The organism is Bacillus litorisediminis, assembly GCF_022808645.1.
Classification (GTDB): Bacteria; Bacillota; Bacilli; order Bacillales; family JC228; genus Bacillus_BF; species Bacillus_BF litorisediminis.
This window is the reverse complement of the sequence record NZ_JAKZKT010000048.1, coordinates 1-26,259: the sequence shown is the minus strand read 5'-3', so window position 1 is coordinate 26,259 and position 26,259 is coordinate 1. Positions and strand designations below refer to the sequence as shown.

The 26,259-nt window shown below is 38.3% G+C and carries 27 protein-coding genes and 1 pseudogene; 2 read left to right on the top strand and 26 right to left on the bottom strand.

Going from position 1 to position 26,259, the window contains the following annotated elements; translation table 11 throughout:
• Positions 1–231: 231 nt before the first annotated feature.
• The 11 genes from MLE14_RS18620 to deoD all read right to left on the bottom strand — a co-directional run bounded on the left by MLE14_RS18620 (position 232) and on the right by deoD (position 13,981).
• Positions 232–1,002: an IclR family transcriptional regulator gene (locus tag MLE14_RS18620; protein ID WP_243299958.1), complete on the bottom strand. Its 771-nt coding sequence runs from the start codon at positions 1,000–1,002 to the stop codon at positions 232–234.
• 77 nt (positions 1,003–1,079) lie between these two features.
• On the bottom strand, positions 1,080–1,853 hold the full coding sequence (locus MLE14_RS18615) for a fumarylacetoacetate hydrolase family protein (RefSeq protein ID WP_243299957.1): 774 nt from the start codon (positions 1,851–1,853) through the stop codon (positions 1,080–1,082).
• A gap of 228 nt (positions 1,854–2,081) precedes the next feature.
• Positions 2,082–4,262 carry a malate synthase G gene (locus tag MLE14_RS18610; RefSeq protein WP_243299956.1) on the bottom strand — a complete coding sequence of 727 codons (2,181 nt, stop codon included), beginning with the start codon at positions 4,260–4,262 and terminating at the stop codon, positions 2,082–2,084.
• Between the two features lie 197 nt (positions 4,263–4,459).
• Positions 4,460–5,917: an FAD-linked oxidase C-terminal domain-containing protein gene (locus MLE14_RS18605; protein ID WP_243299955.1), complete on the bottom strand. Its 1,458-nt coding sequence runs from the start codon at positions 5,915–5,917 to the stop codon at positions 4,460–4,462.
• Entirely contained in the window at positions 5,917–7,275 is a 1,359-nt protein-coding gene (locus MLE14_RS18600) for a (Fe-S)-binding protein (RefSeq protein WP_243299954.1), read from the bottom strand. Before MLE14_RS18600 ends, MLE14_RS18605 begins: the two co-directional genes overlap by 1 nt.
• Positions 7,276–8,592 carry an FAD-binding oxidoreductase gene (locus MLE14_RS18595; protein ID WP_243299953.1) on the bottom strand — a complete coding sequence of 439 codons (1,317 nt, stop codon included), beginning with the start codon at positions 8,590–8,592 and terminating at the stop codon, positions 7,276–7,278. It abuts the gene before it with no gap.
• 263 nt (positions 8,593–8,855) lie between these two features.
• Entirely contained in the window at positions 8,856–9,731 is an 876-nt protein-coding gene (locus MLE14_RS18590) for an LCP family protein (protein WP_243299952.1), read from the bottom strand.
• Positions 9,732–10,009: 278 nt separating this feature from the next.
• Positions 10,010–11,569, bottom strand: a complete 1,560-nt coding sequence (locus MLE14_RS18585; protein ID WP_243299951.1) for a lmo1851 family serine protease — start codon at positions 11,567–11,569, stop codon at positions 10,010–10,012.
• 99 nt (positions 11,570–11,668) lie between these two features.
• On the bottom strand, positions 11,669–12,247 hold the full coding sequence (locus MLE14_RS18580) for a YitT family protein (RefSeq protein ID WP_243299950.1): 579 nt from the start codon (positions 12,245–12,247) through the stop codon (positions 11,669–11,671).
• A 95-nt stretch (positions 12,248–12,342) separates the two neighbouring features.
• A complete protein-coding gene (locus MLE14_RS18575) occupies positions 12,343–13,137 on the bottom strand; it encodes a D-alanyl-D-alanine carboxypeptidase family protein (protein WP_243299949.1) in 795 nt (264 codons plus the stop codon).
• A gap of 142 nt (positions 13,138–13,279) precedes the next feature.
• On the bottom strand, positions 13,280–13,981 hold the full coding sequence (gene deoD, locus MLE14_RS18570) for a purine-nucleoside phosphorylase (protein ID WP_243299948.1): 702 nt from the start codon (positions 13,979–13,981) through the stop codon (positions 13,280–13,282).
• A 173-nt stretch (positions 13,982–14,154) separates the two neighbouring features.
• Between deoD and MLE14_RS22530 the strand changes: the two genes are divergently transcribed.
• Entirely contained in the window at positions 14,155–14,280 is a 126-nt protein-coding gene (locus MLE14_RS22530; RefSeq protein ID WP_279326421.1) for a hypothetical protein, read from the top strand.
• Between the two features lie 34 nt (positions 14,281–14,314).
• Here the strand turns inward: MLE14_RS22530 and MLE14_RS18565 are convergent, their stop codons facing one another.
• Positions 14,315–14,626, bottom strand: a complete 312-nt coding sequence (locus MLE14_RS18565; protein ID WP_243299947.1) for a hypothetical protein — start codon at positions 14,624–14,626, stop codon at positions 14,315–14,317.
• 171 nt (positions 14,627–14,797) lie between these two features.
• On the opposite strand from MLE14_RS18565, the gene MLE14_RS22525 reads away from it, so the two are divergent.
• A complete protein-coding gene (locus tag MLE14_RS22525) occupies positions 14,798–14,923 on the top strand; it encodes a hypothetical protein (RefSeq protein WP_279326420.1) in 126 nt (41 codons plus the stop codon).
• Here the strand turns inward: MLE14_RS22525 and MLE14_RS18560 are convergent.
• The 14 genes and pseudogenes from MLE14_RS18560 to MLE14_RS18495 all read right to left on the bottom strand — a co-directional run bounded on the left by MLE14_RS18560 (position 14,912) and on the right by MLE14_RS18495 (position 26,124).
• Positions 14,912–15,628, bottom strand: a complete 717-nt coding sequence (locus MLE14_RS18560; RefSeq protein ID WP_243299946.1) for a hypothetical protein — start codon at positions 15,626–15,628, stop codon at positions 14,912–14,914. The genes MLE14_RS22525 and MLE14_RS18560 overlap by 12 nt on opposite strands.
• Positions 15,629–15,707: 79 nt before the next feature.
• Positions 15,708–15,929 (bottom strand): YozE family protein, encoded by a 222-nt coding sequence (locus MLE14_RS18555; RefSeq protein ID WP_243299945.1) that lies wholly within the window; start codon positions 15,927–15,929, stop codon positions 15,708–15,710.
• A gap of 159 nt (positions 15,930–16,088) precedes the next feature.
• Positions 16,089–16,166 (bottom strand): annotated as a pseudogene (locus tag MLE14_RS22785) (YjcZ family sporulation protein); the annotation flags it as partial.
• 197 nt (positions 16,167–16,363) lie between these two features.
• On the bottom strand, positions 16,364–16,765 hold the full coding sequence (gene dhaM / locus MLE14_RS18545) for a dihydroxyacetone kinase phosphoryl donor subunit DhaM (protein WP_243299944.1): 402 nt from the start codon (positions 16,763–16,765) through the stop codon (positions 16,364–16,366).
• On the bottom strand, positions 16,755–17,375 hold the full coding sequence (gene dhaL, locus MLE14_RS18540) for a dihydroxyacetone kinase subunit DhaL (protein WP_243299943.1): 621 nt from the start codon (positions 17,373–17,375) through the stop codon (positions 16,755–16,757). Before dhaL ends, dhaM begins: the two co-directional genes overlap by 11 nt.
• A 108-nt stretch (positions 17,376–17,483) precedes the next feature.
• Positions 17,484–18,479 carry a dihydroxyacetone kinase subunit DhaK gene (dhaK, locus tag MLE14_RS18535; RefSeq protein WP_243299942.1) on the bottom strand — a complete coding sequence of 332 codons (996 nt, stop codon included), beginning with the start codon at positions 18,477–18,479 and terminating at the stop codon, positions 17,484–17,486.
• A 130-nt stretch (positions 18,480–18,609) separates the two neighbouring features.
• On the bottom strand, positions 18,610–20,100 hold the full coding sequence (gene glpK, locus MLE14_RS18530; RefSeq protein WP_243299941.1) for a glycerol kinase GlpK: 1,491 nt from the start codon (positions 20,098–20,100) through the stop codon (positions 18,610–18,612).
• 13 nt (positions 20,101–20,113) lie between these two features.
• On the bottom strand, positions 20,114–20,941 hold the full coding sequence (locus MLE14_RS18525; protein ID WP_243299940.1) for an MIP/aquaporin family protein: 828 nt from the start codon (positions 20,939–20,941) through the stop codon (positions 20,114–20,116).
• A 247-nt stretch (positions 20,942–21,188) separates the two neighbouring features.
• Positions 21,189–22,859, bottom strand: a complete 1,671-nt coding sequence (locus tag MLE14_RS18520) for a glycerol-3-phosphate dehydrogenase/oxidase (protein ID WP_243299939.1) — start codon at positions 22,857–22,859, stop codon at positions 21,189–21,191.
• A 165-nt stretch (positions 22,860–23,024) separates the two neighbouring features.
• On the bottom strand, positions 23,025–23,585 hold the full coding sequence (locus MLE14_RS18515; RefSeq protein WP_243299938.1) for a glycerol-3-phosphate responsive antiterminator: 561 nt from the start codon (positions 23,583–23,585) through the stop codon (positions 23,025–23,027).
• Positions 23,586–23,600: 15 nt separating this feature from the next.
• On the bottom strand, positions 23,601–24,098 hold the full coding sequence (locus tag MLE14_RS18510; RefSeq protein WP_243299936.1) for a PTS sugar transporter subunit IIA: 498 nt from the start codon (positions 24,096–24,098) through the stop codon (positions 23,601–23,603).
• A gap of 23 nt (positions 24,099–24,121) precedes the next feature.
• Positions 24,122–24,550, bottom strand: a complete 429-nt coding sequence (gene msrB, locus MLE14_RS18505) for a peptide-methionine (R)-S-oxide reductase MsrB (RefSeq protein ID WP_390629186.1) — start codon at positions 24,548–24,550, stop codon at positions 24,122–24,124.
• A 138-nt stretch (positions 24,551–24,688) separates the two neighbouring features.
• A complete protein-coding gene (locus tag MLE14_RS18500) occupies positions 24,689–25,273 on the bottom strand; it encodes a YpmS family protein (protein ID WP_243299933.1) in 585 nt (194 codons plus the stop codon).
• A gap of 2 nt (positions 25,274–25,275) precedes the next feature.
• Entirely contained in the window at positions 25,276–26,124 is an 849-nt protein-coding gene (locus MLE14_RS18495) for an SGNH/GDSL hydrolase family protein (RefSeq protein ID WP_243299931.1), read from the bottom strand.
• Between the last annotated feature and the right edge of the window lie 135 nt (positions 26,125–26,259).

The following is a 26,259-nucleotide window of genomic DNA, read 5'->3' as shown; positions in this document are numbered from 1 at the left end:
CGTACTAAATGATCTTGTGGTACTAGTTGGTCAATCGCGATCACTTCTAATTGGTCTCTTTCAATATTATTGTTTCTCGTCATCATAATCCATCACCTCTAGATATCTCATTATAAATATTGTAAATGAAAAAAGACTGTAGGCAAACTGGATATTATCGAGTTTGTCTACAGTCTGATATGTTCTTTTTAATAAAAAAAAGAACATATTTTAATATATTTATTCTTTATCTCACTGTTTTACAAACCCTAATCTTGAAGAAATTTGTTTCCCAATTTGCTGCATTCGAAATTTAAGGTGTTCCAGTCTTTCTCCTGTCATTCGCATGGTTGGTCCAGAAACACTTACTGCAGCAATAACTTTTTCTAAATGGTCAAAAATGGGCACTGCGATACAAGTAATTCCATATTCATTTTCTTCTAAGTCAAGGGCATATCCATTCTGTTTCACTTTCGCCAGTTCTTTCAAAAACTCATCTTGATTGGTAATTGTATTTTCAGTATGCTTTGGCAATCCCTTTCGTTCAAGAATATCTAATACTACACTTGTCGGCAAATTGGCAAGAATTGCTTTCCCAACTGATGTACAGTGCATCGGTGCTCTTTTTCCGACCCTTGAATGCATCCTGAGGATTTCAGTACCTTCTAATTTTTCAATATAAACTACCTCACCTTGATCATATACCACTAGATGGATAACCTCATTTGTTTCTTTTTCCAGCTCTAACAAAAAGGGTTTGGCTTCTTCTCTTAAATCGATAGATTCCAGAAGCCTAGAGCTTATCTCTAAAAATTTAAGCCCTAGCCTGTAGCGTCCGGTTTCATTATTTTGCTCAACATATCCATATTTGACGAGCGTTGAAAGGATTCGATAAACAGAGCTTTTATTTATATCGATTTGATTGGCGATTTCGGTTACTCCTAATCCGCCTTTTTTCATACTTACCAGATGAATAATATCTAATGCGCGGCTTACAGACTTGACCATATTTTCTCTATCCACGAACTTTCACCTCTGGTGCTTTACGTAATAGTAAAATTATAGCACATATATTTCCAGGCGTTTAAAAACTAATGATTCTAATATACACTTTCCTTTGATGAGACAAATGTATTTTTTAATGTGCCAATCTCTTTTATGACACATTCGATAACATCTCCTGAATGAACGAATTCTGCTCCAACAGGACTTCCTGTCAAAATAACATCACCAGGCTTCAATGTCATCACATTTGTAAGATAAGAAATCATTTTACGAATTGGAATAATCATTAGTTCGGTTGAACTGTTTTGTTTCTCTTCATTATTAAGTCTCGCTTCAATAGATACTTGGAAAGGATCCAGTTCCGTTTCAATCACCGGACCTAAAGGTGTAAAGGTATCAAACGACTTTCCGACAGTCCAGTGTCCATCCTTATGGAAGAATTGAGGTGCCGTTACGTCGTTTGCAACCGTATAACCAAATACATAATCGAGAACTTCTTCTTCCGGGACATTTTTTGCCTCTTTTCCAATGATAACGGCCAATTCTGACTCAAATTTAACCTGATCAATTCCAGCTGGAATTACAATTTCCTCTTCAGGTCCAATGACCGACGATGTCGGTTTAAAGAAAAACACTGGAATTTCGGGCAAATCACTCGGAAGATCTTCCACTTTCATCACATAGTTAGCACCAATCCCAATAATTTGATTTGGCATTAATGGTGCAAGCGGTTTAACTTTGTTTAGAGCAAATGTACTTCCTGTATACTCCCAGTTCCCAAAAATATTTCCCTTTATCTCTCTAATCATTTCATCTTGAAGTACTCCAGTTAATGTTTCATAGTTAACAGCAAATCTAATAAATTTCATTAAAGGTGTGACTCCTTTCATCTTACAAGATTTTTTCAAAAACAAAGGCTGTTTTGCTATAAGCGAAGTGTAGTCGGGCTGCGTGTTATTTATGGACATCTATGATAAAACTGCGAAAAACAAAAAGTGCCAAGCACCTCCATCTTAGGATTAAGCTGTTATGAAGAACATATCTAAATGGAGGAGCCAGGCATCTATTTGAATGCTGAGGTCTATTAGTATTCAATCCTATTGTTTAACCGGGTATTTAGCTTTTGCTTCCATACGGCGGCGATGCAAAATTGGCTCGGTGTAGCCATTAGGCTGATCATAGCCCTTAAAAATCAAATCGCAGGCAGCTTGAAATGCAACGGAATGATCATAGTCCTTAGACATTGGCCGATAATCAGGATCACCAGCATTTTGTTCGTCAACTACTTTTGCCATACGTTTTAATGTTTCAAGAACCTGTTCTTTCGTACAAATTCCGTGGTGCAGCCAGTTTGCCATATGCTGACTGGAAATTCTTAATGTAGCACGGTCTTCCATTAAGCCTATATTATTGATGTCCGGCACCTTTGAGCACCCAACACCTTGTTCTACCCAACGGACTACATAACCAAGAATTCCTTGAGCATTGTTATCTAATTCTTCCTGAATTTCTTCAGGACTCCAATTTGGATTTTTGGCAACTGGTATCTCCAAGATTTCATCCTGCAGGTTTGCAGCTGATTTTACTAATTGATTTTGTACTTCAGTGACGTTAACTTCATGATAATGTAAAGCGTGTAATGTCGCTGCTGTGGGTGAAGGTACCCATGCAGTATTTGCCCCCGCCCGTAAGTGACCAATCTTCTGCTTTAGCATGTCAGCCATCATATCAGGCATAGCCCACATTCCTTTTCCAATTTGTGCCCGCCCTTGAAATCCGCTGGCTAAGCCTACATTAACGTTCGATTTTTCATAGGCGTTTAACCATGTTGTTCCTTTCATGTCATTCTTGCGAATCATCGGACCGGCCTCCATTGAAGTATGGATTTCATCACCTGTTCTGTCTAAAAATCCAGTGTTAATGAACACAACCCGATCTTTAACTTCACGAATGCATGCTTTTAAGTTTAAAGAGGTACGCCTCTCTTCATCCATTACCCCAATTTTTAGAGTATTTCTTGCTAACCCAAGCATATCTTCTACACGGTCAAAGAGCAGATTAGCAAAAGCAACCTCTTTTGAACCGTGCATTTTCGGTTTTACGATATAAATCGAACCTTTTTTGGAATTTTGGTATTTACCATTACCGAGAAGAGTATGCTTAGCAATTAAACTTGTAACAACAGTATCTAAAATACCTTCTTGAATCTCCTGGCCATTTTGATCTAAAACTACATTAATAGTCATTAAATGACCTACATTACGAACAAATAGCAGGGAGCGTCCAGGCAAAGTAATTTCTTCCCCAGTTGGCGATTGAAAAATGCGGTCAGGATTTAGTTTTCGGGTGATCGTTTTTCCGCCCTTTGTAAAAGTTGCTTCTAAATCACCTTTCATAAGTCCAAGCCAGTTGCGATAAACAAGAACTTTATCTTCCGCATCTACGGCAGCAACAGAGTCTTCGCAATCCATAATCGTCGTAACAGCAGATTCTAACAAGATATCTTTTATGCCAGCATCATCGGTTTTCCCGATAGGATGGCTTCGGTCGATTTGGATTTCAAGATGTAAACCGTTATTCTTTAACAATACTGCTGCTGGGTTTTCCGGCTGTCCTTGAAAGCCTATCAGCTTTGACTGATGAGCTAATCCCGTTACTGTTCCGTCACTCAGTGTTACAGATAAATTTCCATCAGCAATGGCATAATGTACAGCCTCTTTATGAGAACCCTCTGCTAAAGCAGCTGCTTTATCTAAAAATTCTCTTGCAAACTGAATTACTCTTTCACCACGTATAGGGTTATAGGAATCCTGAAGGTCTGCGCCGTTATCCTGACTGATCACATCTGTTCCATAGAGCGCGTCGTAAAGGCTGCCCCATCTGGCATTAGCCGCGTTAATGGCATAACGTGCATTATTTACAGGAACGACTAATTGCGGGCCAGCTTGTAAAGCAATTGAATCATCCACACCTTCTGTTGTAATCTCAAAATCTTCTGCTTCAGGTTCTAAATAGCCGATTTCCCGCAAAAAAGCCTTATATTGATCAGCATTGAAATTTTCTTTATGTTGTTTATGCCATTGATTTAATTTAGCTTGGATCTCATCACGGAGCGCTAACAAATCTTTGTTTATTGGCGTTAAATCATGTACTAATGCTTCAAAATCAGTCCAAAATTTGTCCGCTTCTAATCCGGTCCCTGGAAGAACTTCAGAATTGATAAACTCATAGAAAACTGAATCTACCTGCAGATTTCCTGCATTTACGTATTTACCCATCACTTTTTCCTCCTTCTAATACCAAACTATTGTAATGACTCCATTGCACATCGTTTCCTATTAAGAAACGATGTTTCATTAATTCTTCAAAAAAAGAATATCATGAAGCTAATTGGAGTTCAATAATTTTCAAAAAATTCTGCTTCATGTTAATAATCCTGCCATTGCGCCTGTGTTTGTCAAAAAATAACGATTGGTCATGATCCTGATGCAGCCTTCATTTCTTTCTTTATTTCTGCACATCTTCCCGGACTTGGGAACAGCTTCCCTCCATTTAATAGATTGTGAGGATTGAAAACCTCGCGAATATCGGTTTGAGCGATAATTTCCTCATCTGAAAAGATAAAACGCATTTCTTCTTTCTTTTCAATCCCGACACCATGTTCACCGGTAATGGATCCGCCTACATCAGCACAAACTTGTAAACAAGCACTCCCTGCTTTTAAGGCTTTTTCAGTATCTCCGGGAATTCTTGCATCAAATAGTACGAGCGGGTGAAGGTTGCCATCTCCAGCATGAAAGATATTTGCGATACGAAACTGGTATTTTTGACTGATTTCATTAATTCTGCTTAATACTTCTGGTAATTTGCTTCTTGGAATGACACCGTCTTGCACTAAATAGTCAGGAGAAATAGCCCCCATTGCTCCAAAGCCTGTCTTGCGATTTGCCCACCATCTGGCCCGTTCTTGTTCGTTTTGCGCTACTTTTACTTCGCGTACATTCCTGCTTTTACATACCTCAAGTATTTGATTGATCTGCTCTTCGATTCCCGCAGAAATACCATCTACTTCTATTAATAAAAGTGCTTCTATATCCTTAGGATGTCCTACAGGAAATGCCGCGGCCTCAACACCCTCAATAGCTGTTTTATCCATCATTTCAAGGGCTGCAGGTACAATTCCCTTTGAAATAATATCGGATACAGCTTGGCTTCCATCTGAAACCTTATCAAAATAAGCTAATACAGTTTGTTTTGCTTCTGGATTTTTCAATATTCGTACTGTTATTTTTGTGACAATTCCTAATGTACCTTCTGAACCCGTTAATAACCCCAGCAAATCATATCCTGGGGCATCAGGAATTCCATTTTGACCTATTTCAATAATTTCACCATTCGGTAAAACAACCTCTAAACCCAAAATATGGTTTGTAGTTACACCATATTTTAGGCAGTGTGCGCCACCGGCATTCTCGGCTACATTTCCTCCAATTGTACAGCAATATTGGCTGGAAGGATCCGGTGCATAATAGTAGCCTTTATCAGAGATCGAATTTGTCAGTTTGAGGTTAACAAAACCTGGTTCTACTACAGCACGGCGATTCTCTAAGTCCACGCTTAACAGACGTTTCATTCTGACTAAGCTTATAATGACCTCTCCATTAACTGGTATAGCACCGCCGCTCAAACCAGTTCCTGCACCGCGTGCAAGAAATGGCAGTCCGTTTTCAGTACAATATTTTGCCAGTTTGGCTACTTCCTTTGTATCTTTTGGAAAAACAACCGCTTTTGGTAAATGCTTATGCAGGGTAAAACCATCACAGTCATAGGCTATTAAATCTTCCTTTTGATAGAGAATGGAATCTGCTCCTCCTACTATTTCAGCTAGATTCTGTATATGCTTATCTTTTGTTTTGATTTTCTTTCTCGCCATTATTTCCCTTCCTTTTCTCGATCTTCTTTTTGGTAAGCCCAATCGAGCAGCTGAACAGTATGGATCACTTTTTGGTCCCTCCCGTATTTTTTCACACCCATTGCCATTTGAAGCATGCAGCCTGGATTCCCCATAGAAATCATTTCAACATTTTCAGGTACATTTTCCATTTTTCTTTCTAGAATTTCACCGGCCATTTCTGGATTTGTAATATTATATATACCAGCACTACCACAGCAGCGGTCGGAATTTGGCATGTGTACCATTTCAACACCAGGGATATCGAGCAACAGATCACGCGGCTCTTGACGAATACCTTGACCATGAGCTAAGTGACATGCATCATGGTAGGTAATACGAGTTTTGATTTCAGCTTTTGGCTTCTCATAGCCAGTATCACGGAGATATTTTGAAATGTCTTCCACTTTTTCTGAAAACTCTTCTGCTTTTCGACGCCATTCTGGCTCTTCACGGAATAGTTCTGCATATTCTTTTAACATACATCCACAGCCTGCTGCATTAACAATGATTTTTTCGGCGTCCTTAAAAGCTTCAATGTTTTGCTTAGCAAGCCTTCTCCCAGTTTCCCGGTCACCCGCATGAACGTGCAAGGCACCACAGCATGTTTGATTTTGCGGAATGACAACATCATTTCCATTACGTGTTAATACATTGATTGTTGCTTCATTCACATCACTAAACATCACATCCATGACACAGCCTGTTAAGAATGCTACCTCGTGTTTGGTTTCTCCCTTGGCCTTAATCACTTTTTCATTTTTATATTTTTTTCTTACAGGCTCTTTTACTTCCGGCATAATCGCTTCCATTTGCACTAAATGCTCCGGCATGATTTTGATAAGCCCTGACTTTCGGATTACTTTCTGAATGCCGCTTTTTTGATAAAATTTCAACAGGCTCCCGACGGCATGTAAACGGTTATAATATGGGAACAAGCCTTGAAGGAAAAATTTACTTACTGCTCCTTTAAAGCCTGTTAGAGGCATCGCCTGACGAATCTGACCGCGTGCCTCTTCGATGAGCCCTCCTACATCCACATCAGCAGGACAAGCTGTCGTACAAGCTCGGCAATCTAGACACGCAAAAACAGAATCCATAAACTGCTCATTTACTTCAAGCTTACCTTCTGCAACTGATTTAATTAGGTGCACACGACCTCGCGGAGAATGCTGTTCCTGTCCTGTTAATTCATAAGTAGGACATGATTCTAAACACATCCCGCAATGGACACAGTCAGCCCATTTATTTTCATCAGGTGGATCTTTCCATAAATAATTGCTGAGGCTGTCTTTCGTACATGCAGGTGCTTTTTGTAAATCACTTTCAGTTACACTCACTTAAATCCCTCCCACAAAACGTTTATGGTTGAGAGTTCTTTTTGGATCCACTTTTGTTTTAATACCTTCCAGTAGGAAAAAGTAGGATGGTTTTTCATCCCATACACTTATTTTTTGTCGAAGTGAATAAGGCAAATGTTTAACAATTACATAACCACCTAAGCTTTTAACATATTCTCTTAACTGATGAATGGCAGCAAGAATATCTTCATCTGCACCCTTTAGGTTTACTTGACACAAACCATGTCCTAATCCGCCATGGGCTTCAATTAAAAGATTATGAATATCTTGTAAAACATCACATTCCTTAATAACTTTAAGTACATCCAGATTCACAACACCGATTTTTAAAGCTGCCTCTGTCTCAGCCCCTGATTCACCCTTGGGTGCAATTGTATAAAAGGTAGCCCAAAAGTCTTTTGCTTCTTTTTGTTGATGAATTGTGATCCTTGTATTTTTAGGCTGTATACGCTTAACAAATTCCTCCTGGTAATGGACAGAGCTTTCGACGTCTTCAAAGCTTATGACCAACGTATATTGCTTTTGGCCTGTAAGCCTTTCTGATAGGGATGGACTTAAAAGTTCTAAAGCTACCGGTTCCATCATGGAATCTAAAAGCGAAACAGCAAATGTTCGGATTTCCTCAAGATTTCCTTCCGGAAATGAAAGAAATATAACACTTTCATATTTAGCCAACGGCTTTAGCTTTACTGTTACTTCGGATATGGCTCCGAGAGTTCCCATTGAGCCTATAAATAATTTATTCATATCATAGCCTGCCACATTTTTTACTACCTTGCCGCCTGTACGAATCACCATTCCATTTGGATAAACAACTTTTAATCCAATTACTGCATCTCTTGCAGACCCATAACCCAAACGTTTGGGACCGCTTTCATTAGCGGCAATAATCCCGCCTATGGTTGCGTATTGTGGCCATGTAGGATCGAGAGGAATCATTTGGTTATAATCTGCTAAATAGTTTTGTATTTCATTAAAGGTAGTACCAGATTTTACAGTTAATGTCATGTCACCAACAGCATGCTCAATAATCCCTTTATATTCAGCCAATGACAATAAAATATCTGCAGTTTCAATTTCTCCGCCAAACCCTTTTTTTGTTCCACCGCCTTCAATAAAGATTTTTTTTTCGGTATCATTTGCATATTTAAGGATTTCTGAAATTTCTTCCTCTGATTTTGGATAAACAATAACTTGACCTGCGTTTCCCAATTGATGATTTGAACTATTTTTAATTTCCATATGGATTTCTGGCAAAATATCTTTTAACTTTGAAAAAAATTCCGTTACAGCCATTACAACACCTCTTGTTTCGTAATAACAAACAACGTTTCCGAATTAGGCTAAAAATTTTTGCACCCTGCTATACAATATATTTACATCTATTAAATCACTCATATGCTCATTTTTCAATATTTTTTGGAATTTAATAAAGATTCTAATTACTTTACTCCCTGCAAAAAGGGAGTGGATTTGTCGTATAATAGGGCCTAAAAATGAAAAACACGACTTTAAAAGCCGTGCATAACAAACAATATATATTAGGCGGATGACATTCTTTATAGTCCAGCCCGGTAAAAGGAATTCATTTCAGGTTGATATGCATCTATTTGTTGCTCATCCATTTCAGTATCAAAATTAGTCTCACTCTGAACAGGAATATTCTCTACCTCTACTTTTTCAGCATCCGCAGCAAGTTCAGAAACAAGTGATACTAATTTGGTAAAATCCATATTTGTATTGACGTACTCCTGACTTTCCTTTAACAGACTCGGAATTTTGATCATCCCATCCAATCCTTCTAAATTTGACGTTATCGAATCTGTAATAGCAGATATGACTTCAGGCTCCATTAAAACAAGTCCAAACTCATTCGAAAAAAGATCTTCCCCTGTTAGTGTATAGGTTCCTGGTTCCTGATTAATCCTAGATTCATTCACCATCTCCTCTGTAATCGTGACATTAATTCCTTCTGGTACAATATCATTTACTAGTTTTGCAAATCCTTCAGTATTTACGGTAATCATATGGTCTATCATGGTATCAAAATGTTCTTCCGCTTTCGTTTTTATCTCCGCTTGATCTGCTTCTGTAACTAAATTTTTCTCAACCAAATCATTTATAGCAATTGTTGACATTTTTATATCATTGGTTTCTGGATTAACCTCTACAAATACAACTGGTAAAGAAATGGTTTTCTGATCATTTTGTTCAGCCATTAATAGGAATGTTGAATTCTCGTTTTCGTCAGAGGATAGTCCCTCTTTTTCCTTGGAAAGAAATTCTGGCAGCTTTGGAACCTCTTCAATTGGATTCCAATACTTTTCCTGCTCCTGTTGTGGATCACTGACATCCGTTTGATTACTCCACCACAATATACATCCGACTAACAGCGATCCAATGATTAATAAAAATCCTGAAATAAGTTTAAACAAATGTAAGTCACCTCATTCTACTTAAATCCTAGTAGACATTTTGGGACTAAATCATTGATTGTATACTCTTGTTCATGTATTATTTTATTTTTTTCGGGAAAAATATAAGTTTACTGTCAGGGCTTAAGTTGATGGGCCGCTCACATCCCACCCTACGGCAATTGGCTCATTTTTATCCGCAGGAGTCTCGCGGTTTTGGACTCCAATTTATCATATAAGCACCAGCAAGTACGATTTAATGAAAAAAGCGCCCTATTTAAGGGCGCTAATGAAACAATTTATTTTTTTGTTAATTGTTGAGAAAGAACCTCTACTGCTTTATTAATTTGAGTATCATTTTCTTGAATAGAGGCACTAAATCGATTCATTAACTCTAAGGTAGTGTCAGAGGTTAAAATTCCTGTTTCCTTAAGCTTTGCCGCTTTTTGAAGGGCAATAACCGCATTCTTTGTATTGGCATCAAATAACCCGTCCACTTTACCAGGATTAAATCCGATTACTTCCAGCATTTTCTCAGCCGTTTCGACCTCCTGGCTTTGAATCGATTCTTTTAATTCTGTCTCTGGGTTTATATAAGGTAAAAATGCATACTCAGGTAATGAAACTTCGTAATCTGGTTTGACCCCTTTTTCGTGAATCCAATTACCAGAAGGTGTCAGCCATTTAGCAGACGTTAATTTAATGTTCGATTTATCATCAAAGTCATAGGCTGTTTGAACCGTTCCTTTTCCAAATGTCGTTTTACCCACTAATGGTATTCCAGCGGATTCAGACACTGCTGCCGCTAAGATTTCAGAGGCGCTTGCACTTCCTTCATCTATGACAACCACTACAGGAATATCAATCGGGTTTTCCTCTGATGATACAAACTGTTCAACTTTTCCATCTTTCGACTCGACTTGAAAGAGGATTTCTCCCTTTGGAACAAACAAACTTGAAATAGAGACAGCCTGCGTTAAAAGTCCTCCAGGGTTTTGCCGTATATCTAATACCAGCCCTTCCATGCCTTGTTCTTCCAATTGCTCAATAGTTTCTCTCAGCTCATCAGTTGTGTTTTGAGAAAAGCTAGTTATTTGAACTTTTCCGATTTTATCATTGATCATTTCACCATACACTGTTTGGATCGGAATTTCATCCCTGGTAATGGTTATATCAATTGTCTCTTCCGTACCTGGACGTTGAATTGTTAACGTTACTTCTGTCCCTTTTTCCCCGCGAATTAAATTAACTGCTTCAGTTGCACTGTAACCACTGATACTTTCCCCGTCAACAGCAAGAATAATATCCTGAGGTTTTAAGCCTGCCTTTTCTGCAGGTGATCCTTTTATAGGTGAAACAACCATGATATATCCATCTTTCTCTTGAATCTCTGCTCCAATACCTTGGAAGGAAGAAGAGATTCCCATATGGAAGCTTTCTGCCTCAGCCTGGTTCATATAATCGGAATATGGGTCACCCAGTGCTTCCATCATTCCGTTTATAGCCCCATCCACTAGTGCTTCCTGATCAATTTCATCGTAATATTCTTTTTTCAAAATATCGTATGCTTCAAAAAGCTTATTAAATTCTGTTCGAGTCGGAGCTCCAACCTCCACGACTTTTTCGTCTCCAAACGCTAAAGCAAAGGTGGTAATCCCCGCCGTTAAAAATACGACAAAGAAAAGCAGCATAACAAAATGAAACGGTTTAATTCTGACCCATCTTGAACCGTTTCCTTCCTTATGCTCAATTGTATGTTCTGCTGAATCAATTTGTTCTGCTGTTTCAGCCGTCCCTTCGGATTCCGTTAACGGTTCATTATTTTGAAGGCTGCTGTTTTCATTATGATTTTCTGTCATTTTCTTCACCACTTTCATCTTCAAAGCATCGGGTCAAAATTCTGTAAGATATCTTATAGAATAGCATGAAATTCTTTGTTTGAATACTTAAAGGAAGTTTCAATTTAATGAAGGTTTTCCAAAATGAACAAGTACGCTAGTCGCAAATCCGACAGCTGATATCGCCAGAAGTGAATGCAGAAATGCATATGTACCAATTATTCTACATCCAATTAAAAGAACGATACCATCGATAATAAAAATTATGACGCCTACATTCCATTTTGTCCAATATGAAATACACTGACCTACTAAATCTGATCCGCCTGTACTTGTCTCGACTATCAGCATAAGCCCAATCCCTGTTCCAATCAGAATTCCGCCGATGATGGCACTTGTCATAATCGGCAAATGAAACCAAGTTGAAATGGGTGCTGTTGCGTCTATAAATAAAGAAGAGATCAGTAATCCATGAATACTATTGTAAAACAATGTCCTTTTAACAAAAAAAGCCATTACAAATAAAGGGATACTCCCAAAGAGGATTACAAGTCCAGTAGGAATCCCCCAAATATAATGAATAATCAGTCCAATCCCTATCATCCCTCCATCAAGCAGATGGTAAGGTACGAAAAAACCGTTAATTCCGATTGCAAGCATGAAACTCCCAATTATGGTATGTATCGCTTTAAGCAGCATGAAAATCCAACCTTTTGAAGTTTGTACCAGTATATGAAAAGACTGGTACAAGCTTTCCTAAAGGTTAGAAATATATTTATATTCCCTTATTTGCCCTACATTTTTTCGACGTTTTCAAAGTATTCCTCTAATGTCCATCCTTTTTCAATTAAAATTGCAGCTGTTTTTTTACCTACATAACGGAAATGCCAAGGCTCATATTGATAGCCGGTTATCCCTTCTTTCCCCTTTGGATAACGTAAAATAAAACCAAATTCATGGGCATGGTTTGCCAACCATTGACCTTCCGTTGTGTTTTCAAACGCTTCTGTTAGCAAACCCCCCACACTTTCTGCCGTAATATCCATAGACAAACCGGTCTGGTGCTCACTTTTTCCAGGTAACGCCACGGCTAGCTCTGCATTTTCCGCACCCACGTTTTCGACCTCTTGCTGAAACAGAAAGCTTTGCGTATCGTAAGACCTGAATCCTGAAGTAGCTAATAATTCTATTCCCTCTTGTAAGGCAGCCTTAAACATTTCTTCTAATGCAAGTGCTGCTTCTTTACGCATATAACTTTTTTCAATGTCCTGATCCCCAAACGCAAATGTAACCTTCGGGCGAACTAAATCCTCTGGGTAAAAATCAGCGGGAAGAGCAAATTCCTTATTGACTAAAACTAATAGGTTTTCCGGATTTGTGATCGTCGGAACCTGATTAATCACTTGAATTTCATTAAAATATTCAGATTCGAGAATAAGAGAGCTTTCTTCATTTTTGTTGTTTTCGGATTTTTGTTTCTGCTCTGTATTCTCAGCGATACTTTTTGATTCTTGTTCTACTTTCGTAACTTCTTGACTGCATCCTGCTAATAGAAGAATAGCAGTTATCCCGATTAAGCTTCGTTTCATTGTAATCTAACTCCTAATCCTTAGATGATTTTCTCTGGAAGTCCAAGCCCTATTGTATCATGAAACTAAAGCTTTATTGATAGGAGTTTTGGCCTTAATAATAAAAAAAGCTTGTTCCCGAGCAGAGAACAAGCTAAAAAAATTATTTCAAAGCTGCTTCTAAAGCAACTTCTATCATATCATTAAACGTTGTTTGACGTTCCTCAGCGGAAGTTGCTTCACCGGTTAAAATGTGATCACTTACTGTCAGCACAGCTAATGCCTGACGACCAAATTTTGCAGCAAGTGTATAAAGGGCTGCTGCTTCCATTTCAACTGCTAATATTCCATATTGTGCCCACTTTTCATGCTCTGCATTATCATTATAGAAGAGGTCCTCAGAAAGGACATTGCCAACCTTTAATTGTAATCCTTTCTGAACTCCAGCATCATAAGCATTTTTTAACAATTCAAAGTTAGCCGTAGGGGCATAGTCAACCCCTCCAAACGTAATTCGATTCATTTGGCTGTCAGTGGATGCAGACATTGCCAGAATAACATCTCTGACTTTAACATCTTTTTGAATCGCACCGCATGTACCAACACGGATTAGTTTCTGAACATCGTATTCTTGCATCAGCTCATTAATGTAAATTGAAATAGAAGGAATTCCCATTCCAGTTCCCTGAACTGAAATTCTCTTCCCTTTATATGTACCTGTATATCCAAACATATTTCGTACTTCATTATAAAGCTCGGCACCTTCTAAGAAGGTCTCAGCTATATATTTGGCTCTGAGCGGATCTCCTGGCAATAAAATCGTATCCGCAATTTGTCCCTTTTTGGCACCAATATGTACACTCACCGAATATTCCTCCTGACACTTAAGTTAATTTTAACATGATTCACTATACCATAAACTGCATGATTAGAAAAAGAATACCTTATGCCCTAGAAGTAACCATCATTATTTTAGGTTAATGGTAAATGATAATATACAGAAAATATTATTTTCTAAAAAGGAAGGGAAAAAACAAAATGGGAAAAAAACATAGGAGCCGTATTAACGAACAGAAGAAAAACAATCATATTCCTGCTGAACAAATTGTAGCTGAACACGAAGCACATGCGAAAGAGCATCAGGCTAATAAACGCAAAAAATAAAAGCATTAAAGACCATAGTAATGAGCTGGGTGGCTTAGCGGATATACATCCGATGGATTGGGAAAAAGCCACCCGGCTTTAGCTGATAATAATAATGTCCATTCATCCCTTCATCTATGAATACAATATCGCCTGTAGCCATATATCTTGCATTATAGTTTTCTGGAAGCAATTCTTTTACATTTAATATACGAAAAACCTTGTACATCACATCATAATGATCTTCACCCTCCACCTCACTGCGGTAAACGGTTTTATACCCCCTTTTTTGCCCATATTTAGGTGTTTGCAAAACGGTTACATCGTACGTCTTTTTTTCTACGTCTATGGTTAGCGACTTTCTCATCCTCTTCTCTCCTAACATCCATTGTTATTAATGAACATATTAGCGAATTGAGGATGAAATCCTTTATCTAGTTTTAACGAGTTTTGTCGAAACGAATAATTTTAATCATTTCTATTAGTTTTTTTTCATAGAATCCTATTACTAGACTGGGAACAGAAAGGGAGGATTCTCATGAATACGAAAAAGAATCAGGAAGTTTGCTCACGGGCAGATGCTTTAATGGATCTGGTAATCAAACTATTTTTTATAGGTGCCCTCTTTTGTTTCATACCTTTTGGTCTGCAGCTATTCTTTTAAAAGTGTATTCTCACCATAAATTTTCGCCATTTCTTTTGCTAAGATTTTTAATTTTTTCACAGTCATTTTCATACCTGTTTTGTACTCCTGATTACCAAACCATTCAAATAACAATTTATAGTCATTATATAAATCAAGAAGCTGATCAACTGCTTCTTTTTTTTTCTCTATTTCTGATTTCTTACCGGCATGATTTGCGGAATTTCCTTTTTTATCAAGGTTTATTTTGTTTGACGGAGATTTTTTATTTGTCATGAAAAGAAATCCTAGTTTTTGCATATAAGTATCAGCATGCTGTGCATCGGCAATTAAAGTTAAATCCTCTTCACCAACCTCTAACCATTGGCCATCTTTTACGCTCGACAGTTCATACACGATATCTTCCCATGCATCTTCCTTATAACGCCAAATTTCTGTCCGGAATCCAATTACTTTAAATAATTCGGCTCCTCTGTCTTTAACTTGAACTAAGTCTCCAATTATAAATTTGTACTCAATATCAATTTGTTCCTTATTCACTACTTCTCCATCATATTCAGAAAGTAAGACTAAAGCGGATTCTAGAAATAACCCTTCACTATGGTTTACTTCATATACATAGGTTTCCTCGATAGTTTTTATATTTGTAATTTTCCCTACCGTTCCATACATAACAATGACAACGGTATCACCTACATTAAATTTTGCTTTTTTCCGTTTTTCCATAGCCTCCCATCTCCTGCACATCGATTATTGTACGTTAGTATATGCAGGAAGTCATTCTTTGGGGAAAGGACAAGGTTTCTCATCTTTCTTCTAAGAGGTATAGCTCCCATGCACGGTCAAACACCTTCATGGATTTAATATAATCACCATGCATTTCTAAATATGAGCTGATTTCATGATAATCATCGGCTAGTTTTGGAAATGTATGATCATGGTAAGCATGATTGGCAAATTCTTCTATTTCGTGTTTAGGTTCGATATTTCTATATTTCATTAAATAATGATAAAATGATCTGGCCATATAACTCACTCCTTTAATTGATTTTCAGTTTAGCACGACCTGCGTACGGTCACCACCCGATTTTTTTAAAATCGCTAAAAAAATACCTGCAAAATGGACAAAAAACCCCCAAAAATGGAGGTTTTTTGACATGACAGTGCTAGTTTCTTTTAATATGGCCTACTTGCAATAGCAAACAGCACCGATGATAATCAGCAGAATGAATAACACTACAATTAACGCAAACCAGTTGCCACCAGGATAGAAAGCTGGTGCAGTGTAAGTGCAGTAAGGTGCAGTGTACGCTGGCGCTGTGAAAGCAGGTGCTACATTAGTAGGATAAGGTTCATTTGGGTACATGGGAATTCCTCCTCGGGTAAAGATTCAGGTTCACTACTACGTTATGAGCAAATTGTCTAGATGGACTGTGTATTCGCCCATGTTCCCGAAAGATTTTAGGCAAAACCGCTCCTAAATTGCTCTTTTAAACTTTTCATGATTGCAGTTATATCTTTTCCGATTCCTGATTCAACAGCCGCTACATAGGATCCTTCCAAAAGCGGAATATTGTCTGCAATTTGAATATGGTCTTTTCCAGACAGTTCAATCGCCATTTCCGCATTCATCATAGCACTTCCTAAATCATAAAAAAGGATAACCCCCTTTTCACTATATGCCTGCTCAATTGCTGCAAGTATTTTATTCATACTAGTCCCAATGTCATTCTCGTCTGTCCCGCCTGCCAGTTCAATCGGAACATCCGATACAACCTGATTCAAGATATCTTTTATACCCTCTGCTACTTTATAACTGTGAGAAATGAGCACGATTCCTACTTTTTCCACTTTATTCACCATCCGTAAACACTTCTGTAAGTGATTGAAACAGATAAAAAGAAGAAACCGAGCCAGGATCTAAATGTCCGATTGAACGTTCTTTTAAATAGGACGCCCTTCCCTTTAAGGCCATCATTTCTTTGGTGGATTCCATTGATTTTTGAGCTGTTTGACAAAAGCCTTCCCAATTAATATCATCCGTTTCTTTTACAAAGGCTGCTACAGGGTGCCAAACATCCAATAAAGTTTTATCCCCGATACTCGCTTTTCCTCTTTGAATAACCCCATTAATCGCTTCATCTAAAGCATTCATAAAATCAGTTTGATTGATGGACGTCTTCCCTTTAACAGCTAATGACATTTTTAAAAATGCCGTGCTGTATAAAGGTCCGGATGCCCCTCCTACTTTGGCTAAAAGAATCATCGCTACATCCTTTAAAACATCTGATACTGTTTCATAATCTGTTGCCGACAGCTTCATAACTACCTCTTGAAACCCTCTTGCCATATTGATTCCATGATCTCCGTCTCCAATCGCCTGATCGAGAGAGGTTAAGTATTCCCTATGATTTTGCAGCTTACGATTAGTCGATTCCATCCATTTTTTTGTTAACTCAACAGTGAGCAGCATTACATAGCCTCCTTAATTTTTCCAAAATTCAGATCAGACAGAAGGCAGGACTTTAAGAGAATGTTCATCCGCTTAAACCTGCCTGCTTAATATCGTATATCATTCTGATTATTTTCTAAAGGCTGGTGCCTTTGATTCAGCCGCCAGCAATTCCTTTAATTCATCGTCTAGTTTTAATAATGTTACAGAGCAGCCAGCCATTTCCAAGGAGGTCATATAATTCCCCACAAATGTTTCAATGACTTTAATTCCTTTTTCGCTCAAGATCTCTTGAACCTTACGATTTACAATATAAAGCTCCATTTCAGGCGTGGCCCCTAATCCATTAATTAGAACGGCTACTTCGTCATCTTGATTTATCTCGATATCTTCTAATATTTTTGCTGTTAATTCCTCTGCGATATCGTCGGCTTTTTGAATCGTCTTTCTTTCAATGCCAGGTTCGCCATGAATTCCCATCCCAATTTCCATTTCATTCTCTTTTAATTCAAAGCTTGGTTTTCCCGCTTGAGGAACTGTGCATGGGCTAATGGCCATCCCCATCGAACGTACATTTTGAACTACTTTGTCCGCAACAGCTTTAATTTCTGCAAGAGATGCTCCTGTTTCTGCTTTTGCTCCTGCAATTTTATGAACAAATACCGTTCCTGCAATTCCACGGCGCCCAATGGTATAGGAGCTATTTTCTACAGCAACGTCATCGTTTACAATCACTTTTTCAACGGGGATTCCCTCAGCTTCCGCAAGCTCGGCTGCCATTTCAAAATTCATTACATCTCCGGTATAATTTTTAATGACCATAAAAACACCCGCGCCGCTATTGACCGCTTTTATTGCTTCAAAAACCTGATCCGGTGTTGGCGATGTAAATACTTCACCTGCAACAGCTGCATCTAACATCCCTTTCCCCACATAGCCTGCATGTGCTGGTTCATGTCCGCTTCCTCCTCCGCTGATGAGTCCCACTTTATTTGGAACGGGGGCGTCTTTTCTTGCTATAACCGTAGTATTTTCAATTCTCTTCAATTGGTTTGGGTATGCAGCTACGATTCCATTAAGCATATCCTCGACGACATGTTCAGGATTATTGATGATTTTCTTCAATTTATTCATCTCCTTAAGAGTCTATGAGCCATCGAATATATCAACTTATAAAAATGGCAACCTTCTCTCTGATCGTCTGCCTGAGAGAGAAGATTGCGAACTTGCTGATCGTGTAAGTATTTTAAATGTATTACTTGAATTGGCGGGTAGCCTCTACTGCTTTTTGCCAGCCTTTATACAGCTGATTTCTTTGATTATCGTCCATTTGATTCGTAAAGCTACGGTCGATTTGCCATTGCTGTGCGATTTCTTCTTTACTTTCCCAATATCCGACTGCTAAACCAGCCAGATAGGCTGCACCTAGAGCGGTTGTTTCACTTACGACTGGACGATCTACATTTACGCCAAGAATATCACTTTGGAATTGCATCAGAAAATTATTTTGGACAGCGCCGCCATCGACACGTAACGTTTTTAAATCGATACCTGAGTCGGAAATCATTGCATCTAATACATCCTTTGTTTGATAAGCTAATGATTCAAGAGTAGCGCGAATAAAATGTGCTTTTGTCGTGCCGCGTGTAAGCCCAAAAACAGCACCGCGAGCATCACTATCCCAGTATGGTGTGCCAAGGCCAACAAACGCTGGAACCACATAAACTCCATCCGTAGAATCGATTTTTGTTGCATATTCTTCACTTTCCGGTGCGCTGTTTACCATTTTTAATCCGTCCCGCAGCCATTGTATCGCTGATCCGGCTACGAAAATACTTCCCTCTAATGCATACTCGACCTTTCCATCAACGCCCCATGCAAGGGTTGTTAATAATCCGTTTTTCGACTTAACTCCTTGTTCCCCAGTGTTCATTAGCATAAAACAGCCAGTTCCATAGGTATTTTTTGCCATTCCCTTTTCAAAGCATGCTTGACCAAATAAAGCTGCCTGCTGATCTCCGGCAATACCTGCAATCGGTACCTCGTGGCCAAAGAAATGATAGTCTATTGTTGTCGCGTAAATCTCAGATGAAGGGCGTACTTCAGGCAGCATATTAGCCGGCACGCCTAAAATATCTAATAATTCTTCATCCCACTTTAAATCATAAATATTATACATAAGAGTTCTTGAAGCATTTGAGTAATCAGTTACATGGGACTTTCCGCCAGAGAGCTTATAAACTAGCCACGTGTCAATCGTACCAAACAACAATTGACCTTTTTCAGCCTTTTCTCTTGCCCCTTCTACGTTATCCAAAATCCATTTGACCTTGGTTCCTGAAAAATATGGATCAATCAGTAATCCTGTCTTGTCTCTGAAGAGATCATTGTAACCCTTTTCACGCAATTCTTTACAAATGCCTTCTGTTTGCCGTGATTGCCATACAATAGCCTTATAAATTGGTTTACCTGTTTCTTTATCCCATACAACCGTCGTTTCACGCTGATTTGTAATCCCGATTCCGGCCACTTGATCCGGATTCACATCAGCCTTTCTCAAAACTTCAGCTATACAAGCTAAAATTGATGTCCAAATTTCATTAGCGTCATGCTCAACCCAGCCTGGTTTAGGAAAAAACTGTTCAAATTCTTGTTGGGCAATCTCCACAATCTCGCCTTTGTGGTTAAAAAGAATGGCACGTGAGCTAGTCGTTCCTTGGTCGAGAGCTAAAATAAATTTTTCCATTCTGAATTCCCCCTTATAAAGAAGCGTTATTTGTATGATTCGTTACACTGGCCTTTTTCGTTTCCTGCGTAGCTGCAGCAATAAAAATAACAGCTACTATTACACTAGCAATCCAAAACGATACTGAATAATCTCCTTGGAATAAGGCTTTATAAAATAATGCTCCATAGACACCGCCGAGAATAGGTCCAACAACCGGAATCCATGAATACTCCCAATCAGAATTACCTTTCCCGACAATCGGCAGTAAAGCATGAGCAATTCTTGGCCCCAAATCCCGTGCAGGGTTTATCGCATATCCAGTTGGTGCCCCTAAAGATAGACCAATCGCAGTGATTAATAGTCCGACAACCAATGGGTTTAACCCCTCTGTAAATTGATTAGTCCCGATAAATAACAATCCAAAAATCAAAATAAATGTACCAATAACTTCACTCACTAAGTTTGATAATGGACTTCTAATTGCTGGTCCGGTTGAAAAAACTCCTAATTTTGCTCCCTTGTCCTCTGTTGCACTCCAGTGCGGTAAGTATAAAAGGTAAACAATAACTGCTCCTATAAAAGCCCCCAGCATTTGAGCTGAAATAAAGGCAGGTACCTTTTCCCAAGGGAATTCGCCAATCGCTGCAAATCCTAACGTAACAGCTGGATTTAGATGAGCGCCGGAAATACTGCCTACTGCATAAATTGCCATTGTTACAGCCAAGCCCCATCCGACAGTGATGACAATCCATCCTGCCCCTTCAGCCTTTGTTTTCTTCAAAACAACACCAGCTACGACACCTCCCCCAAAAATAATCAAAATCATCGTTCCTATCACTTCTGCTAAAAATTCTGACATCTGCCATCCACCCTTCTTCATATAATGGTTTTACTAAAAATGAGCCCTTAGAAACAAAAGACTCACATTATTCAACATACGTATCCCGTGTATGTTAGATAATGTGAGTCTCCGTTTCTCCGTCACTATTAACTTGTAATTATAGCTTATAATAGGCTGGAAGCGCTGTCAACTCTGTTTAAAAAATATTTTTACCTAATAGAGACTTACATTCTTAGAGGTCCAAAGCGGACCTCTAGAACCATTACTATTCTTGTTTATCAATAGGTATGACTGCGTCTTTCATCTCTTTTTCCAGTTCAGACTCATATGTTCTTTTCGTATTTTCATCCCAGTTCAGTTCATTTGCCATAAATTTGATAACAGGACCTTTCCATTGTTTAACCCAATCGAAATTAAACAGCAATGCACTGGTACGGCGAATAAAGAAGTCTACAGGCTTTACTGTCATTTCTTCTTCAATCGCATACAGAACTTCTGCATAAATGGCTCGTGTCAACCCATGGCTTTTTTCTTTTCCTGGATAATGTTTAGCGAACGTATATAACCGATCAACGTTAGAGCCAAATTTAGAAGAAAACTTCTTGCCTTCTTCCAATGTGAGTCCATATTTTACTGCCTCTAAACTCTTTTTCTCAATAAATTGCGGGAGGTTCTCAGAACCGTTCACTTCTCCCCCAGAAATGACGATATGCCTTGTTTTACAAGCTGAAAATCTGCGATTAGATTCCTCTTGCAATCTCTTAGCCACTAAGTCTACAACCGTTTCCGCCATTTCACGATAACCGGTCAATTTTCCTCCTGCAATGGTAATAAGGGAACTGTCTCCTTCCCAAATTTCATCTTTTCGTGAAATTTCGGACGGGTCCTTACCTTCTTGGTAAATTAAGGGACGTACACCTGCCCAGCTCGATTCAACAAGATCTTCTGACAGCTGAACATTAGGAAACATATAATGAATAGCATTCAGCAAGTATTCGATATCTTCCTTTAATGGTTTTGGATTGGCAATATCTTGTGTTTCATCATAGAAGGTATCGGTTGTTCCTACGTAAGTCTTGCCTTCTCTTGGAATCGCAAACACCATCCGTTTATCAGGGGTATCAAAATATACAGCCTGGCGAAGCGGAAAAACGCTTTGGTCAAACACGATATGGACACCTTTGGTCAGCCTGAGTTTTTTGTTATTGATGGAGTAGTCTTTTTTTCTCACTTGGTCAACCCAAGGCCCTGCAGCATTAACTACTTTGGCTGCTTTTATCTTAATCATTTCATCTGTAAGTAAGTCTCGTACCACTGCCCCGCAAACCTTTTTGTGATCATAGATAAAATTTTCTGCCTTCATGTAGTTAATAGCAACTGCTCCATTTTCAACTGCTTTCTTTATGACTTCAATCGTAAGTCGTGCATCATCGGTTCTGTACTCTACGTAATATCCTCCTCCCTTCAACCCGTCTTTTTTAATCAATGGTTCTTTTTCCAATGTCTCTTTAGCAGAAAGCATTTTACGGCGTTCCTGCTTTTTTACTCCTGCTAAAAAATCATATAGTCTTAATCCGATATTTGTAGTGAATTTACCAAAAGTCCCTCCCTGATGAAATGGCAAGAGCATCCACTCAGGGGTTGTTACATGGGGACCATTTTCATAAACAATCGCTCTTTCCTTGCCAATTTTAGCTACTGTTTTGATTTCAAATTGCTTTAAATAACGAAGCCCCCCGTGGACTAGCTTGGTAGATCTGCTTGAGGTCCCGCTTGCAAAATCCTGCATTTCAACGAGTGCCACCTTCATGCCCCGGGTTGCGGCATCTAAAGCAATCCCAGCTCCTGTAATCCCGCCCCCAATGACCAAAAGATCAAATGTTTCGCTGTTTAATATTTCCATGATGCGCCCTCTGTTTTTACTTGAGAAATTCATTGTTGTCCCTCCTATTCTGGTAAAAAAACAAAAAGAGACCTAAACAAGCATTATGGATACTACCATAAAACTGCTAGGTCTCTCTTAATCTCTTGACATGTTATTAACTTACTGTAAGTATATCATTATCTTCATTTTTTTTAAAGCATTTTTCATGGGTCGGGTTCATGTTTTTACCGGATTCCTGAAATATTCCCAAAGTTTTTTGTTTGAAGTTGTGATTGCAGTCGCTCCCGCTTGTAAGGCGTTGTCCGCTTCTTTTGCGGTTCTGATTAGCCCCCCTGCAACAATTGGAATTTGCACTCGTTCTTTTATTTCCGGAATCATCCATGGCATGATGCCTGGCAAAACCTCAATAAAATCTGGCTTTGTTTTTTCTACTAAACGATAACTCTTTTCTAATGCATGAGAATCAATGAGAAACAATCGTTGTACAGAAATAACGCCCTTTTGCTTTGCTTTCAGAATAACATTCGATTTAGTCGAGATTAAACCGTATGGCTTAAATTCCTGGCAAATATACTCGGTTGCATACTCATCACTTTTGATCCCATGAATTAAATCTACATGGTAAATCATCTTTTTATTATGTGTATGCGCCATTTTTGCTACATTTTTTAGCTGTGAGATATGTATTTCGAGAAATATTCCAACTTCATACTCACTTTGCAAAAATAATTCAAAATCCTTTAAATTAGTCGAAGCGGGCAGGATTTTTTGGTTCACAGTGAATACACTCCCTTATTTAACCGTTACTTCAATAACATCTGTCACTCCCTTTTGTACTTCATTATTTTCTAGTTTTTTCATGGTTGCGATTTGATCAGCATTTGTTAAGATGATTGGCGTAACTGCACTTTTTGCTTTTTCTCTCACTAAATCAAAGTTAACCGTTAACAATGGGTCGCCTGTTTTCACCTTCGATCCTTCCTGGACATGACTCTCAAAACCTTCTCCATTCATAGAAACAGTTTCTAATCCAACGTGAATCAGAATTTCTAAACCATTTTCTGCTTTAATTCCGACTGCATGTTTCGTCGGAAAAACTTGAATAATTTCTCCATCTACTGGCGATACGACCTGATTATCAAATGGTTCAATGGCAATTCCATCTCCCATCATTTTTTCAGAGAAAACAGGATCTGGAACATCTTCCAAAGCAACTAGTTTCCCCGTAAGCGGAGCTTTTACTGTAATTGTGCGATTGATTTCTTTTTTACCAAACCATTTTTTTAACATTGATGAACGCTCCTTTTATTCCATTATTTCTCATTTTTAAATAATTTAAGATACTCTCCATAGCCCTCTTCATCCATTTTATCTACGGGTATAAATTTTAAAGCAGCAGAATTGATACAATATCTCAATCCATTTTCACCGGGACCATCATCAAATACATGACCCAGATGAGAATCAGCAGTTTTACTTCTTACTTCTGTTCTTATCATGCCATAACTCGTATCCAGTCTTTCAATAATTTCCTGTGACTCAATCGGTTTTGTAAAGCTTGGCCATCCGCAGCCTGCATCATATTTATCCTTTGAGCTAAATAAGGGTACTCCTGAAACAATATCGACATAGATTCCCTCTTCGAAGTTGTCCCAATATTCATTATGAAACGGCGGTTCTGTTCCATTTTTTTGTGTCACTTCATACTGAATTGGTGTTAACTTTGAAAACTCCTTTTTCACCACTCTCATCTCCCCCAATGCTCATAAATCAATGCTTTCCCTTTAAAAAGAAAGTATTTCTTAATTTAGGCATTTTAACGCTATTTTAAGACAAAGTCTAGAGTTTGCTTGAAATTATACCGTCTGTTATGTTTTTTTCTAATTTTTTGGTACTAGAAGATCGACTTTAATTTTATTTTCGGGCAGATTAAATTCTTTCATTCTAAGACGGGTGCCGTCATTAAGTTTCATTTTTGAAATGGAAAGATAAATGATTTGATCGTTCGGATAAATAGACACCCATTCTGGGAGAGAGTAATTTTTTTGAACAAATTTTAGAACATATGCTGAAGGAATTTCCAGTCCCCCAACCTGCAGAGACTTTTCTTCCAGCCATAGATCACCATTGTCTAACACACTAGCGGAAAAATCCATTTTAAATTCAATTTCCTCTTCAAACACTTCAAAAGTACCCATCAATTCAACATCATTATTGACATAAACTGAATAGTTTACAGGACCTAATTCTCCCTTTCCATCTAAATATCTTTGAATTAACCCATTAACGGCGCTTTTATCTGCCTCAACAGAAATTGGGATATAATCCTCTTGGTTTAATTCTGCATCTGATATTTTCTTTCGTTCTACCGGTTGGAACAGTAATAACATCAATACAAAGAGAATTAAAACTTCGATTCCTACTAATGTCCAAAAAGCTGACTTCCAGGATGGTTTCCATTTCATTTTTATTCCTCATTCCTGCCTGCCTGAATCATTGGATTGCCCCATGTATGCATTCTTCTGGAAGAAATCATCTCATTATAGACTGCGTCTGCGATTTTTTCATATCCGAGATCATTAGGATGAAAATAATCTTTTTCGTATAAAACATTGAGCCCTTCATTGAAAATAGAGGCGATATCTACGAAAAACATATTCGAAAATTGATTGACCTGATCCTGGCTGACATGATTCCACATTTCAACAATTGTATTAAATTCCTGTATTTCCGGAATTAAGGTTGAAAAAGGATTATATACTCCGATTAAATATACGGTAGCTTTCTCATTTATGTTTCGGATCTGTTGTAAAAGCTGTGAAATATTGTCCTGATAGGCGGGTAATGCATTTTTAAAATCTGAAATATCTAATTGACTGATGTTTCCTTTTATGATTTTCATAATATCATTTCCGCCTATAGTAATGAGAATAACATCAGCTGACTTTAGCGTATTTATTATTTCTTGTTCTCCCAGTCTTTCAAGGAGCTGATCGGTTCGTTGGCCCCGCACCCCAAAATTATGGATATTGATATCGATAAAAGCCCCTGTTTGCATTAAAGAAGATTCGAGATAGTGCAAATAACCCCCCGAATTTGGACGGCTACCGACCCCTTTTGTTAACGAGTCACCGATTGCCGCAATTTCCATAGTTCTGGGGATAAAATCCAAAGGGAATTCATCTTTAAATAGGTAACTTTCAGTAGCTTCGTTTAAATCACGAGCAGCGTGTAACTCAGTAGTCATGGCTGTACAGCCCGAAAGCATAACAACCATGAGGAGGGAATAAAAAAAAATTGTCAAAAGATGCTTCATATATCCACTCCTCGTATATTAGTAGTAAGAGCTCTTTCTAGTAGAATTTCCAGTTGATCCGGACAACTGGGGATCTATTGGATTCCTATAGGAAAGTGGTTGCCTTTCGGCTCCCTCACTCTTTTTGTTTTGCCC

What these genes read in the sequence shown, in the direction of transcription:
- MLE14_RS18615 (WP_243299957.1), bottom strand. Translation starts at nt 1,853, where the DNA reads ATGAAATTTATTAGATTTGCTGTTAACTATGAAACATTAACTGGAGTA.
- MLE14_RS18610 (WP_243299956.1), bottom strand. Translation starts at nt 4,262, where the DNA reads ATGGGTAAATACGTAAATGCAGGAAATCTGCAGGTAGATTCAGTTTTC.
- MLE14_RS18605 (WP_243299955.1), bottom strand. Translation starts at nt 5,917, where the DNA reads ATGGCGAGAAAGAAAATCAAAACAAAAGATAAGCATATACAGAATCTA.
- MLE14_RS18595 (WP_243299953.1), bottom strand. Translation starts at nt 8,592, where the DNA reads ATGGCTGTAACGGAATTTTTTTCAAAGTTAAAAGATATTTTGCCAGAA.
- MLE14_RS18585 (WP_243299951.1), bottom strand. Translation starts at nt 11,569, where the DNA reads ATGACAGAAAATCATAATGAAAACAGCAGCCTTCAAAATAATGAACCG.
- MLE14_RS18580 (WP_243299950.1), bottom strand. Translation starts at nt 12,247, where the DNA reads ATGCTGCTTAAAGCGATACATACCATAATTGGGAGTTTCATGCTTGCA.
- MLE14_RS18575 (WP_243299949.1), bottom strand. Translation starts at nt 13,137, where the DNA reads ATGAAACGAAGCTTAATCGGGATAACTGCTATTCTTCTATTAGCAGGA.
- MLE14_RS22530 (WP_279326421.1), top strand. Translation starts at nt 14,155, where the DNA reads ATGGGAAAAAAACATAGGAGCCGTATTAACGAACAGAAGAAAAACAAT.
- MLE14_RS18565 (WP_243299947.1), bottom strand. Translation starts at nt 14,626, where the DNA reads ATGAGAAAGTCGCTAACCATAGACGTAGAAAAAAAGACGTACGATGTA.
- MLE14_RS22525 (WP_279326420.1), top strand. Translation starts at nt 14,798, where the DNA reads ATGAATACGAAAAAGAATCAGGAAGTTTGCTCACGGGCAGATGCTTTA.
- MLE14_RS18560 (WP_243299946.1), bottom strand. Translation starts at nt 15,628, where the DNA reads ATGGAAAAACGGAAAAAAGCAAAATTTAATGTAGGTGATACCGTTGTC.
- MLE14_RS18555 (WP_243299945.1), bottom strand. Translation starts at nt 15,929, where the DNA reads ATGGCCAGATCATTTTATCATTATTTAATGAAATATAGAAATATCGAA.
- dhaM (WP_243299944.1), bottom strand. Translation starts at nt 16,765, where the DNA reads ATGGTGAATAAAGTGGAAAAAGTAGGAATCGTGCTCATTTCTCACAGT.
- dhaL (WP_243299943.1), bottom strand. Translation starts at nt 17,375, where the DNA reads ATGCTGCTCACTGTTGAGTTAACAAAAAAATGGATGGAATCGACTAAT.
- glpK (WP_243299941.1), bottom strand. Translation starts at nt 20,100, where the DNA reads ATGGAAAAATTTATTTTAGCTCTCGACCAAGGAACGACTAGCTCACGT.
- MLE14_RS18525 (WP_243299940.1), bottom strand. Translation starts at nt 20,941, where the DNA reads ATGTCAGAATTTTTAGCAGAAGTGATAGGAACGATGATTTTGATTATT.
- MLE14_RS18520 (WP_243299939.1), bottom strand. Translation starts at nt 22,859, where the DNA reads ATGAATTTCTCAAGTAAAAACAGAGGGCGCATCATGGAAATATTAAAC.
- MLE14_RS18510 (WP_243299936.1), bottom strand. Translation starts at nt 24,098, where the DNA reads ATGTTAAAAAAATGGTTTGGTAAAAAAGAAATCAATCGCACAATTACA.
- MLE14_RS18500 (WP_243299933.1), bottom strand. Translation starts at nt 25,273, where the DNA reads ATGAAATGGAAACCATCCTGGAAGTCAGCTTTTTGGACATTAGTAGGA.
- MLE14_RS18495 (WP_243299931.1), bottom strand. Translation starts at nt 26,124, where the DNA reads ATGAAGCATCTTTTGACAATTTTTTTTTATTCCCTCCTCATGGTTGTT.